We start from the raw sequence: 13,569 nt of genomic DNA, 5'->3' as shown, positions 1-13,569 counted from the left end.
ATAAGTTGGAGTTTTCCGGCAGGCCAGTGGTGGCCTGCCGGAAAAGTTATTGAATCGTTACCTGTAAGGGTTGTTTAATCTTTTGGGCGAATGTTTCGAGATAGGCGAACCACTCTTCGGCAGAAGTGATCCTGCCGCCTTTGCTCCATGCTGCCCCGAAATAATATTCGTATGGCTGCTGGCTCCCTGCTGTTCCCGGACTCAGCAAATGTACCTGATCCGTTTTCATTCCGGGTACTTCCCGTGCAAAAACACAACCTATGCCGAGTGTGCCATCGTCGCCATGAGCGGGCTCCCAGTAACCCATTACGCCTGTTTTCTCATCCAGCAATACGGTGCCGGGCTCTTTGCGTTTTACAATACCGGTTACCACGGGGATGTCATTCCCTTTGAAACTGTATTGCACCTGCATTTTATTGAGTTGGGAACCTGCATCCAGGGAGATAGTTTTAGTAACGGTAACGGCGGTATTGCCTGCCTGCCAGGTATCGTACGTGAGGGAGAAAGTGGTGCGCAACGGACCATTGTCGAGGGTTTTCGACTGCCGGTAGTTTTTCGGGAAATAGATGGTATCCTGTCCGGATGGCGCGGTGTCGCCCGCGCCAAGTGTTAAACCCACGCTGTAATAATCCAGTCCCTGCCCGTTATCGTGGTGATAGTTGTCCAGTTTATACCAGGTGTCAATCACCATATCGGTGGTACGCTTGGCCCATACGTCAATACCATAGGCCATTTCTTTTGGTACTTTTTCCAGCGCCTTGCCATACATGCGATAAGCCATACGATCATTTTCCCAGGCGTAATCATCTTTACGCTCCGGCACATAACGGCCGTATGCCTTTGCCTTTACGGGCGCCGGGGCGCCTTCCACTACCCGCGCATACAAACTTGCAGCAGCGGGCAGTGTTACCTGTAACAATATCTTCTTTGGCGATTTACCACCTTCATAAATCAGCTGATAAGGAATTTCCTGTCCGCTCAATACATCCACTATCTTAAAACCTTTCAGCGTTTGTTTGGATAATTTTGCGCTGAAAGCCGGGTAAGAAATTTCAGTCACTTCTTCTATCCTGTTGATACCAGTGTTATTGGAGATGATTACCTGGGCAGCAGCATTTTTCCGGAGATCGTATTTGATCAGTTCCGAGCCGGCTAACAGGAACGCACCTACGCCATATACTTCGGTATCATTGGCGGTTGCCTTTCCGGGTGCAGCGCCTATTTCCTGGACAAAGCCCAGCTTACCATCCGGGTGTACGCAGCCGGTAAGCGCTTCCCAGCCTTTTTGTATCACTGGTAAAAATTCCTTCTCCGGCAAAAGACCGTTATTCACTCCCCACATCAACGCATATACGTAAAAGCCGGTGCCGCTTGTTTCCTTTGCCGGGTAACTGCCGGGGTCCAGTAAGCTGGCATGCCAGGTACCATCGGCTGTTTGAAGGGCTTTTATGCGGTAAGCCATTTGTTTATACAACTCCTGGAAACGCGCCTTCCCGGCGTAACCGGCGGGCATATTATCCAGCATACGCACCAGGCCGCCCATTACCCAGCCGTTGCCACGGCTCCAGTATACATTGGTCCCGTTCTTTTCTTTTTTGCCGATATAGCTGCCATCGCGGTAATAAAGGCTGTCCTGTTTATTATACAGGTAGTCTGTTGTTTTCCACCATAGCTTATCTGCGGTGGCCAGGTAACGCGGATCACCGGTGGCCGTGCTTAAATAAGCCAATGCCGGGGGACCCATGAATAAGGCATCACACCAGGCCCATTCGCGGTGATGAATACCATCTTTCCATTCGAGCGATTCTGTATGCGGCGCTGCCACAATGCTATCTGCCAGCTTACGGAATTTATCGGTCATCACCGGATCTTTATACACACTATTCAATTGTGAATAGAGTTGACCTACGCAATATTCATCTGCGAAGAAACGATCCGGCCCGGTGTTCCAGTTATTGTCTTTCCCTACCTGTACCAGGCGGTCCACAAAAAAGGGATTGGATGTTACCTGGGCCAGCGACATCATACCGGCGTACATTGCGCCATTGGTCCAGTCGGTAGGCGCGTGGTTCCAGCCATTTTCAGTTATATGGCGCCATTGCCAGGAAGCCACTTTTTCCATTTGCGCCCTTACTGCGGCTGCGGTATAGGCATCCGTGAAAGCCGTGGCATGCAGGCCGGTAACAGGTTCCACAGCATGCACCGGTAAGCCGGCATGCAGGAAAGACAAGCCCAGCAAGCTTCCTGCGATAATTTTTTTCATCATCATGATAGCAGCTATTATCAGTTCATTAACGTAGTTCCGTGATCTTGCAATGATCCATATCACTGTAGTCGAGGTTTTCACCGGCCATACCCCATATAAAAGTATAGTTGCTGGTGCCGGCGCCGGAGTGAATGGACCAGGGTGGGGAAATAACCGCCTGTTCATTCTGCATCCAGATATGCCGGCTTTCCTGTGGCTGTCCCATGAAGTGGCATACGGACTGGCCTTCCGGTACTTCAAAGTAAAAATACACTTCCATTCTTCTGTCGTGCGTATGTGCCGGCATGGTGTTCCATACGCTGCCTGGTTGCAGCTCTGTCATGCCCATTTGCAACTGGCAGGTTTCCAGCACGCTGTTCACCAGTAGTTTATTGATGGTGCGGTGATTGGCAGTTTCCAATGTGCCCAGTGTTACCACTTCCGCTTCTTTTTTAGACACTTTACGGGTTGGGTAGCTATGATGCGCAGGTGTGGAATTAAGGTAGAATTTAGCGGGTGTTGCTGCGTTTTTACTGGAGAAGATCACCTGTTGTTTTCCTTTGCCGATGTATAATGCTTCTTTATACGCCAGTTCAAATTTCTCGCCGTCTACTTCCACTACGCCATCGCCACCTACGTTGATCATGCCTAGTTCCCTTCTTTCCAGGAAATAGGTTGCTTTCAGCAGGTCAATTGTGTCCAGTGTTACCGGTCCTTTTACGGGCATAGCGCCGCCTGTGAGGTAGCGGTCGTAATGGGTGTGGGTCCAGGCAATGTGGTCGGCGTCGAAGATTTTCTCCATTAAAAATGCCTGCCTGAGTTGTGCAGTGTCCATTTGCTTTACTTCAGCCGGACTGCTGGCATATCTTGATTCGAACGTGGTGCTCATATAATCTGCATGTTTTTATTTATTTGAAAGAGCAGCTGATGGTTCTTCTCAGCTTACTGGTAATTTACATCATTATCTTTCCCGATAATTTTTGCTAATCAGGCGGAAACTCTAAAGTAATGCAAACGTTTGCAAAAATCAAGCATTTATTTAAAAAAATGCCTTCACAGGACGGTCGGATTTCCTTTATTTACGGCGCATCACGAACTCCACCGAATGTTTGCCGGTTAATGCCTGCTTCCGGGCCTTCAGGCTGATGCGTGTTATATGATCGCCCCATACCGGTGATAAGCGGCTATCTTTTATTTCCTGTTGTTCTGCTGTTGCTTCAAATAAGGCAGGATCGTAGGTCATTAACAGGTCAGCTGTTCCACCTTTCAGTAAAATCCTCCCTGGCGTATGGGTATCGGTATCCAGGCTGGTCATAAAATGCAGCAGGAAGGGCTCCTTCCAATCTTTCAACTGGTAAGCTTCTGATAACTGCAGTGAAGTTTTGGCGGGGTTGAATGTAAAGGTGCGTTTCCAGGCTTGTACCATAGCTGCCTCGGGATACGCCGCGGCAATGTCCATACTCAGCTTATTACGGCTGTATTGCACGGCAGTGGCCTGGAACTGCCGGCCATCGCGTTGCTGAACACCGTTGATAGTAGGGCAGTTATGCCATTGCGATTGCATAAACCATAGCTTATAACGGTCGGCGCTGAATGTTTGCTTTGTATAAGTGCCTACGCCCACATCAATAATGGCGGGTTTTCCATCCATGTACAGCACAAAATTTCCCACGTCATTATGATTATGGCTTTCTGCATTATGCCCGCCCTGTGCGGCAAAGAACAAGCCTTTGGATACGCCGGCTTCTGAGCGAAGAGACAATACCTGCAAATCAGGAAGCCAGTTTTCAGCGGTATAAGGGGCCGCTGCTTTCGCTGAAAGTAATGCGTTGCGGAGTTCCACGTTATACACAAAGAAAGCCAGGGAAGGCGTCTTTACCCTGTTGGTGTCGGGACTATCCAGCCTTGAGAGGTAAGCGGCGAAGTTGACCAGCAATGGATCATGAAAGGCTGCTCCGTATAAATATACCGTATGTGCGGGTGGAATGGTGCTGGCAGAAGCATCTGCAAAATTCACAAACCGGCTGCTGTCCACGTGCATTTTATAAATGTAGGCGCCAATACGGTGAATCAGTTCATTGTTGCTCCAGCTCAGCTGATGCGCAGAAGCATTGGTCAACAAGTCGATAAATTCAATGAGTTTACCTCCTGCATGTCCCCAATAGGTAGGCCCTTCATCGCAGCCGCCATCCTCCGGATAGCCGTTCACGAAATTATCTGCGCTGCGGATCGTTTTCTCAATTACTTTATTTCGTGTATCCGTTTCATTTATACCCAGCAATGCGGTTTGCAAAACATTGGTATTGATCCAGATATTCCAGTTATTCACGCTACGGCCGGCCCATCCCATCCACCAGAAATCGGTCCGTTTCAGGTAAGGTTCCACAATGCGGTGTTGTAGTTCATAGGTGATCCGCTTATTTACTACCGGGGAAAATTTATCCAGCTGATCATGCAGCAGGAACTGCGCCCAGCTCAGTGTAGCGGCTGTTTCCCCTGCAAACAGGTCTACCACCGGCTCTTCAGGGTCCGGCAGATCGCTGCCTGCTTTCTGTGCCCCGATATGTGCCGGCAGCACCCAGGTACTTTCTTCCAGGATCAGCCATAAACCGTTTACTATTTGCGGTATATACTTTCCTTTTCCCTCCACCAGTTCTCCTGCCACTAATGCTGCTAATACCTTCCGGCGTTCAAACTGCGCATTTTCAAAATTTACGCGGTTGCCATTGTCGCGGTATTGCAGGTATAAAGTAGCTGGCAATGAAGGCCAGCTGAACGATAAATTTTTATCCGCTTCCTTCAGCAATATGGCCTTACTGGCGGCCGGCAGGGCGGCAATTTGTTCCACGATGGATTTATATCGTTGCAGCCTCCATTGCACAATATTTTTAAATGCAGCATCACTACCTTTCTGCCTGTATTCTTCATACAAATAATTTCTTGTTTTACCAGCATCCTGGGCACTAACGTTGCCGGCTATACTGATACCTGAAAAGAGTAATACCGTGCATACCAGTTTTTTAACGTGCATTTGACATTTATTTTAGTAAGATATAAACAGGACGAAATTATAGGCTAAAGGTGTGGCGAGGCACTGTCATGTATTTGTTACAATAGTGTCATTCATTGTTCACCGGGTGCGCTGCTTTCAAACGGAATCTTGCCGCCTCCGGTAGTGCCCATACGGGCATCTTTAAAAATATCATCTCTTTCTCCCATGGAATTTACTGGTTTCATCGCCGGAAACCCGCGCCGGTAAATCAAAAATATCAAAATATACCAGAATTACAAACGTTTGCATAAACATTACCGGATAACGACCTGCTCCTATCCGGCTGGTGAAATCCTACTGATAGCCGATTAACAATTTATAATTCATTCCTGACCTGCTCCCATAAGGTGTTCCAGCGGTATAATCAAATAGTCAAAATCTTATCATGGATTAACATTTTACTATCACCAGCCGGAGCAGTTATTTACTACTTTAGCTCCTATGAACGCTTATTTACAAATTCATCCTGACGATAATGTGCTGGTAGCCTTACAGGATATACCGGTAGGAACCGATATCTCATTTAACGGACATAACATTCAACTGCAACAAAATATTTCTGCTAAACATAAATTCCTGGTAAATGATATCCGTGAAGGCGATCCCATCACGATGTATGGTGTGCTGGTGGGCAAAGCCAGCAAAAGTATCAGGAGGGGTGAAACCATTACCACGGAAAATGTGATCCATGATGCCAACGCATTTCATGAAAAAGACAGCTCCCTGGAATGGCAGGCGCCCGATGTGAGTAAATGGAAAACCCGCACCTTTATGGGCTACCACCGGGCCGATGGCCAGGTAGGCACCCGTAATTACTGGCTGGTAATTCCATTGGTTTTTTGTGAAAACAGGAATGTAAGTGTAATTAAAACCGCCTTCGAAAAGGGTCTTGGTTTTTCTCCTGCGGAAGTATACAACGAACAGGTAACAGACCTGGTTTCGCTTTACAAAAGCGGTGACCTGGAAGCCATTAAAAACTATGAGGCAGGTGCCCTAACGGAAACGAGTAAACGCAACGTAGTTTTCCCGAATATTGATGGTATCAAATTCCTCACCCATGAGGGGGGCTGCGGAGGTACCCGCCAGGATTCAGACGCTTTATGCGCCCTGCTGGCCGGTTATATTCATCACTCCAATGTTGCCGGAGCCACTATTCTGAGTCTGGGATGCCAGCATGCGCAGGTATCCATCCTCCAGGAATCACTGAAAAAGCTCAACCCGGCCTTTAACAAGCCGGTATTGGTATATGAACAGCAGAAAAGTGCTTCCGAATTTGCGATGCTGTCTGCCGCCATCAAAGACACGTTCCTGGCACTGGTGGAAGCCAATAAGCTGACCCGGAAGCCAAGCCCGCTCTCCAAACTGGTAATCGGACTGGAATGCGGGGGCTCTGACGGATTTTCCGGCATTTCGGCTAACCCGGCTGTAGGTCATACTTCCGACCTCCTGGTGGCGCTGGGCGGCACTTCCATTCTTTCTGAATTCCCTGAACTCTGCGGCGTGGAACAGGAACTGATTAACCGCTGCCAGACAGAAGATATATCCGATAAATTTATCCGCATTATGCGTCTATATGAAAGCCAGGCCCAGTCAGTAGGTTCCGGTTTTTATATGAACCCCTCTCCGGGAAATATCAAAGATGGCCTCGTTACAGATGCCATCAAATCTGCGGGAGCTGCTAAAAAAGGCGGCACTTCACCGGTTACAGACGTACTGGATTATACCGAATATGTCACCAAACCCGGTCTGAACCTGCTTTGCACCCCCGGTAACGATGTTGAATCCACTTCAGCAGAAGTTGGTTCCGGCGCTAACGTGGTGTTGTTTACCACGGGCCTTGGCACACCTACCGGCAACCCGATTGCACCGGTAGTAAAACTGGCCACCAATACCAAACTGGCCACCCGCATGAAAGATATCATCGACATCAACACCGGTACTATCATCAGCGGCGAACAAACCATTGCCGGCATGGGAGAAGAAATCCTGGAATACATTATCCGTACCGCCAGCGGCGAAGTGCATACAAAGGCCGAGCAGCTTAACCAGGACGATTTCATTCCATGGAAACGGGGAGTTTCCCTGTAGCGGATTTTGTCTTACTCAGGATTACGCTGATTAAGCTGATTACTTTGATTTTGTCTTTTTGATTTTATTTGATTTTACTTTTGATTTGTGAATTAAGAAAGATACTAAGAGAATAATTTTTGATACTCATAAGAATAAAAACAAACGTCCGGACATCTGCCCGGACGTTTTCTATTTATAAATTTTACAAAAATTCCTTCCTCTTATTTAATCTTATAAAATCAAAAAAAATCAAAAAGACAAAATCAAAGTAATCAGCTTAATCAGCGTAATCCTGAGTAAGACAACCTTCGCGCGCTTAGTTCAAATTCACCGCCTCCATTTTAGGTGCAAAGAAGTGCATTACGGTCCAGGCCACCAGGTAGGCTAAAGCGCAAATGGTGAATAGGATATTGTAGCCAATACCGATGTTGCCGATTAATTTATAATGATCCAGCATAGCGCCGATCAGCATGGGGAACAGCGTACCGCCAATTGATCCGGCCATACCGCCGATACCCACTACAGAACTTACCGCCCGTTTAGGGAACATATCAGATGCGGTGGTGAATATAGTAGCAGACCAGGCCTGGTGTGCTGCCGTAGCCAGGCTGATCAATGCAATAGCGAACCATACATTATTGGAATATTGTATCAGCATAATAGGTAATACACAAACTGCAAAGATCAGCATAGACACTTTACGCGCTTTGAAAACCGGCCAGCCGGATTTGATCAGGTGGGAAGATAACCATCCGCCACCGATGCTGCCAAAGCTGGTAATGGAATAGATGATGATTACCGGCAGACCCAGCGTTTCTTTCATATTTACATGGAAAATAGATTCCAGGTAACCTGGTAACCAGAACAGGAAAAACCACCATACGGGGTCTGTCAGTAATTTTCCAAATATGAAAGCCCATGTTTGCCTGATGCCCAGGAGTTTACTCCATTTAATGGGTTTGGGTTTCAGTTCTTCCACTTCCTGATCGGAGTGGATATGATCAAATTCTGCTTTGGATAATTTCTTGTGACGGGCAGGAATTTCATAATAGATCCACCAGAATATCAACCAGATAAAACCGATGGCGCCGGTCCATACAAACGCATTTCTCCAGCCATGATTGCTGGCCAGCCAGTATACCATAGCCGGTCCTATAACAGCCGCAATATTGGAACCTGAGTTGAAGATGCCCGTAGCCAGTGCCCGCTCCTTTTTGGGAAACCATTCCGCGGTGGCTTTAATAGCCGCAGGGAAGTTGCCCGCTTCACTCACGCCCAGGATAGACCTTACCACGCCGAAACCCAGCGTGGAACGCACCAGTCCGTGCGCCATTGCCGACAGGCTCCATACCACAATAGATACCGCGTATCCCAGTTTGGAACCTATCTTATCTACCAATGCGCCAAAGAAAAGCAAGCCAATCGCGTAGGAAGCGGAAAATGCCATTACCAGGTTGCTGTACGCTGTTTCCGACCAGTTAAACTCGGCTGATAAATCAGTTTTAAGCAATCCTAATATCTGTCTGTCTATATAGTTAATGGTTGTAGCAACAAATAAAAGTGCACATACCCGCCAGCGATACTTACCTAAAGTTGTGGAATTCATTACGGTTTATTTGGAATTTATAAAGTGCATAAGTTACTTCTTAGCCCTGAGAAATGCAAACGTTTGCACTATTTTATCTTTCAGCGCGCCCCAGTCCTTACTTTCAATCAGGGACTTGGACAGCAAATTAGAACCCATTCCCACGCATACCACGCCGGCATCAAACCAGGCATCCATACTAATACGAGTAGGTTCTACACCGCCTGTAGGCATAAACTTCAGTTGCGGGAATAGTGGCTTAATGGAATTTACATAGCCCGGTCCGAGGACATTACCCGGAAACAGCTTCACCAGCCGGGCGCCGCTTTTTTCGGCGACCGAAATTTCTGTAGGCGTCATACAGCCGGGAATCCAGGTAATGTTTTCAGCACTGCAATAAGCGGCCGTTTCCGGATCGGTTACGGGACAAACGATAAAGTCGGCGCCCATTCCGGCATATACGGCGGCATCTGATGCGTTTTTAATGGTTCCGATACCCAGGTACAAATCCGGCATGGCAGCCAGTTTCCTGTCGCGCAGGGTAGCGAAGTTCTTGCGTGCATTTTCTCCCCTGCTGGTAAATTCAAATACCCGTAAGCCGCCATCATAACAGGCTTGCAGTACTTCCAGGCAAACATTTTCATCATCATGATAAAAAACCGGAATAATCCCGCTTTGCTCAAATGCTGTTATAATTGTATCAGGACTTGGTGCCATATGCTATATCAGTTTTATTATTTCTTTCTCAGAAGTAGTATTAAAATCTCCCATCACAAAAAATTTGGAATACGCGGCAGCGGCGGCAAAAGAAATGATCTGCTGATCATCCAGTCCCTGCAGCTGTGCATGTATCAACCCGGCCATGAAGCAGTCTCCGCTGCCTACGCGATCCACCACGTCGTTGGTATCGTATTCACGGGAAATACTCATCTGTCCTTCGTTATAGTAAAAAGCGTAGTACAAATTATGAGTAGGAGCATTGCTGAAACGAAAAGTAAAAGCCACCCGCTTGCAACGCTTATACGTAGCAGTGATTTCTGCTGCTACCTTTTCTGCCTGTTGCAGGTAGGTGTCCTTGGTATTGGCTTCCAGCGCAGCTGTATCCAGTGCGGTATCCAGCATATTATTGGCGGCCCAGATGTTGCCCATGATTACATCACAGTACTGCACCAGCTCCGGCATCACATCCACCGGCTTTTTCCCATACTGCCATAGCTTGCTGCGGTAGTTAAGATCCGTGGAAATGGTCAACCCTTTCCGGGTGGCAGCCTCCAATACTTCCTTGCAAACGGCGGCTGCATCAGGGTTTAAGGCTGGTGTAATGGCGCTCCAGTGAAACCACTCGGCATCACCCAGCAAACTGTCCCAATCAACCGTGCCGGGGACTATCTGGCTGAAAGATGACCATGCCCTGTCGTACACCACTTCTGCATGTTTAAGGTCGCTGCCCTGTGCCAGGTAATAAATACCAATGCGCGCACCGCCCCACAATACCCTGTCGGTATGGATACCGCGGTTACTCAGTTGCTCCAGCACGTCTTTCGACAGGCCGTTTTCAGGCACTTTGCTGATATAAGCCACTTCTGTGCCCCAGTTGGCCAATGCGGCGGCAACGTTGGCTTCCGCACCGCCTACGTAAATAGCGGCGGTATTTTGTGCCAGCTGCGGCGACAAGCGTAATAATATTTCTCCGAATGTGATAACTTTTACCGGCTTCATTAGAATCCAAAATATGCTTTTGCGTTATAGTAACATATATCCTGTACCATTTTCCCTAACCAGGCAATATCATTTGGCAGCTCTCCCTGCTCCACGTCGTTGCCGATCAGGTTACACAAAATACGGCGAAAATATTCATGGCGGGAATAAGACAGAAAACTTCTGGAATCGGTTAACATTCCTACAAACCGGCTCAGCAGGCCCATGTTGCTTAATACGTTCATCTGCTTTTCCATGCCGTCTTTCTGATCCAGGAACCACCACCCGGAACCATACTGGATTTTGCCGGCAACGGTGCCATCCTGGAAGTTGCCTGCCATGGTAGCAAAAACTTCGTTGTAAGAAGGGTTGAGGTTATATACAACTGTCTTTGTTAACTTATCTTTCTTATCCAGTGCATCAAAAAATGCGCTCATGGCCTCCGCAACGCGCCAGTCGCCGATAGAATCCACACCGGCATCCGCCCCTACCCGTTGCAGCAGGCGGGAATTATTATTACGGATAGCGCCTACGTGAAACTGTTGTGTCCATTCCCGTTCGTGGTTCCACTCGCAAACAGCCAGCAGGATCGCCGTTTTAAACTGTGCATTCTCGTAGGGCGTGGCTGCGCGATGGCCGCGGGTATTATTGAAAATAGTGTCCAGTTCCTTTCCGGTAGCCGGTGAAAAATAAAAGGTGCTGATGCCATGATCACTCAGGCGGCCGCCGGCTTCATGAAAATAAGTATGCCGGCTATGTAATGCTTCTATGAGATCATCGAACCTGGTGATTTCTTTATTGGTAACTGCTGCCAGCTCGTTAATAAAACGGTTGAACACCTCTGGATTGTCTACCGCCATGGCCCTGTCGGGGCGGAAGGTAGGCAGCACCCGTGTGCCGAAAGGCTTATTGGCAATAGCACGGTGGTGCTCCAGCGAATCTACCGGGTCGTCGGTTGTGCACAGCGTGTCTACTTTATAATGTTGCAGGAGTGTTTGTGTGGATAACCGGGGTAATTGTGCATTACAATCATGGTATATCTTCTCCGCTGTTTTTTCATTAAGCAGGTCCGTTACACCAAATGGATTCTTTAATTCCATGTGCGACCAGTGATACAGCGGATTACGCATCGTATACGGCGTGGTGGCTGCCCAATGGCGGAATTTCGTATAGTCGTCGGCGGGGCCGGTAATAAACTCTTCCGGCACGCCGTTGGCACGCATGGCCCGCCATTTATAATGGTCTCCTTTCAGCCAGATGGCGTACAGGTTGGCAAATGTTTTATTCCCTGCTATTTCGTCCGGTGGCAGATGGTTATGATAATCTATCACTGGCATGGACGCGGCGTAATCAAAATACAATCGTTTAGCCGTTTCCGTTTTTAATAAAAAATCTTCAGACAGAAATTCCTTCATAACATGATTAATTTTTGAGCAGCTGCGATTGAATAAATGCTTTCACGCCGTTGCTTTTCAGCATTTTTAAGATCCCGGCCACCTGTTCAGCAAAACCGGGAATGGCCGACAGGTCTGTTTCCCATAAACGTTTATCACTGCAGATCCCGGTTACCATATCGCTTATATTGGTGTGATCACGCCACCAGGCTGCAAAAACCGGGGCGTTATCGTCAGTAATAACATATTCTTCCCCGTTCCTGCTGCCGTAATATTTACCGGCTTCTTCCCTCGCCGGCTGCAGAAACAGCAGCATGGCGGCGAAGCCCAGGCACAGATGAGGCGGGAGCGCTTTATATTTTTCGTAGTAACGTACCAATGTGCGCACGTTGCGCGCATTCATCTTGGAACTTTCCTGGAAAGTGATGCTGATGAGCTTATGCGCAATAAACGGATTGGCAAAACGATCGAGCACTTCCGGTGCAAATGCGGCGGCCGTAGGACAAGCCTCTTCAATGGTAGGGAGTATTTCGCGGAGCACGACTTCTTTGAAGTAATGACTCATATAATCGTCCTGCATGCATTCGTATACCGTGTTGAGGCCCGACAGGAAAGCCAATGGCACTGCTGCAGTATGACTACCGTTCAGTAACCGGAGCTTCTGTTCCCGGAACGGGGTGATGCTGGGTTCAATCAGCATTCTTTCATCTGCCTTATAAAAAGATAATACAGAACGGGTATGTTCATTCCCCTCAATGGCCCATAACAGGTAGGGTTCTACTTCTATCCATAATTTATCGGTGTACCCGGCCTTTTGTTCAATTTCCGCCAGGTTGCGGGGTTTCCCGGGAACGATCCTGTCGACCAGGGAATTGCAGAATTGATTATCCTGCTGTATCCACGTGATAAATGCCGGTGGCAGCTCATTATAGGCGGCCAGTTGCAATACAATATCTTTTAAAAGGCGGCCATTGTCTACCACCAGTTCCGTGGGCACAATCACAAAGCCGGTATTGGCGCTGCCTTTAAAAAAGGTAAACCGCTCCCAGAGCACCGCCAGCAATTTGCCGGGGAAGGAGGCAGGTACGCCATCTGCTATTTTTTCCGGAACATATTGAATCCCCACTTCTGTGGTATTGGAGATAATTGTTTGCAAAGCGGGCTGATGAACAGCAGCTAATATTTCCTGCCATTCTGCATTCGATTGCAAAACCCGGCTAATAGCGGCGTTGATCAGCACCTGATCTACCAGTTCTCCCTGGGAAACACCTTTGATATGGGTGGTAAAAAGGCCATCCTGACTGGAAAAATCAATGGTATCGCCATCGGTCGATTTCACCACCACAATCCTTCCTTCGTAAATTCCCTGGCGGTTGGCTTTATCTACAAGGTAGTCTACTAAACCGCGTAAAAGCACGCCGGTACCGAATTGAAGGATCTTTTCCGGGAAGGTGAATGTTTTTTCATGAACGCCGGAATCCTGATTTCCTAATATAAGTTCTTTGTTTAATATAGGTAGCATTGC

At 47.9% G+C, this 13,569-nt stretch carries 9 protein-coding genes; 1 reads left to right on the top strand and 8 read right to left on the bottom strand.

Annotated elements, in window-relative coordinates; genetic code table 11:
• Window positions 1-46: 46 nt before the first annotated feature.
• The 3 genes from AB6805_RS10810 to AB6805_RS10800 form a co-directional block, all read right to left on the bottom strand.
• Window positions 47-2,269 (bottom strand): DUF4861 family protein, encoded by a 2,223-nt coding sequence (locus AB6805_RS10810; RefSeq protein WP_370909436.1) that lies wholly within the window; start codon window positions 2,267-2,269, stop codon window positions 47-49.
• 22 nt (window positions 2,270-2,291) lie between these two features.
• Window positions 2,292-3,134: a 5-dehydro-4-deoxy-D-glucuronate isomerase gene (gene kduI / locus AB6805_RS10805; protein WP_370909435.1), complete on the bottom strand. Its 843-nt coding sequence runs from the start codon at window positions 3,132-3,134 to the stop codon at window positions 2,292-2,294.
• Between the two features lie 186 nt (window positions 3,135-3,320).
• Window positions 3,321-5,276 carry a heparinase II/III family protein gene (locus tag AB6805_RS10800; RefSeq protein WP_370909434.1) on the bottom strand — a complete coding sequence of 652 codons (1,956 nt, stop codon included), beginning with the start codon at window positions 5,274-5,276 and terminating at the stop codon, window positions 3,321-3,323.
• A 462-nt stretch (window positions 5,277-5,738) separates the two neighbouring features.
• Between AB6805_RS10800 and AB6805_RS10795 the strand changes: the two genes are divergently transcribed.
• Entirely contained in the window at window positions 5,739-7,385 is a 1,647-nt protein-coding gene (locus AB6805_RS10795) for a UxaA family hydrolase (RefSeq protein ID WP_370909433.1), read from the top strand.
• 298 nt (window positions 7,386-7,683) lie between these two features.
• Here AB6805_RS10795 and AB6805_RS10790 read toward each other — a convergent pair whose 3' ends face one another.
• Genes AB6805_RS10790 through AB6805_RS10770 form a run of 5 tightly spaced genes read right to left on the bottom strand, consistent with a single transcriptional unit; the run spans window position 7,684 to window position 13,566 of the window.
• Complete coding sequence (locus AB6805_RS10790; RefSeq protein ID WP_370909432.1) at window positions 7,684-8,973, bottom strand: MFS transporter; 1,290 nt, start codon at window positions 8,971-8,973, stop codon at window positions 7,684-7,686.
• Window positions 8,974-9,006: 33 nt separating this feature from the next.
• Window positions 9,007-9,669, bottom strand: a complete 663-nt coding sequence (locus AB6805_RS10785) for a bifunctional 4-hydroxy-2-oxoglutarate aldolase/2-dehydro-3-deoxy-phosphogluconate aldolase (protein ID WP_370909431.1) — start codon at window positions 9,667-9,669, stop codon at window positions 9,007-9,009.
• 3 nt (window positions 9,670-9,672) lie between these two features.
• Window positions 9,673-10,671 carry a PfkB family carbohydrate kinase gene (locus AB6805_RS10780; protein WP_370909430.1) on the bottom strand — a complete coding sequence of 333 codons (999 nt, stop codon included), beginning with the start codon at window positions 10,669-10,671 and terminating at the stop codon, window positions 9,673-9,675.
• Complete coding sequence (gene uxaC, locus AB6805_RS10775) at window positions 10,671-12,065, bottom strand: glucuronate isomerase (RefSeq protein ID WP_370909429.1); 1,395 nt, start codon at window positions 12,063-12,065, stop codon at window positions 10,671-10,673. Before uxaC ends, AB6805_RS10780 begins: the two co-directional genes overlap by 1 nt.
• Window positions 12,066-12,072: 7 nt before the next feature.
• Window positions 12,073-13,566 carry a tagaturonate reductase gene (locus AB6805_RS10770; RefSeq protein WP_370909428.1) on the bottom strand — a complete coding sequence of 498 codons (1,494 nt, stop codon included), beginning with the start codon at window positions 13,564-13,566 and terminating at the stop codon, window positions 12,073-12,075.
• Window positions 13,567-13,569: the final 3 nt, after the last annotated feature.

Origin of the sequence: Chitinophaga sp. RCC_12, assembly GCF_041360695.1 — a bacterium.
Classification (GTDB): Bacteria; Bacteroidota; Bacteroidia; order Chitinophagales; family Chitinophagaceae; genus Chitinophaga.
This window is presented reverse-complemented; position numbering and strand designations above follow the sequence as displayed.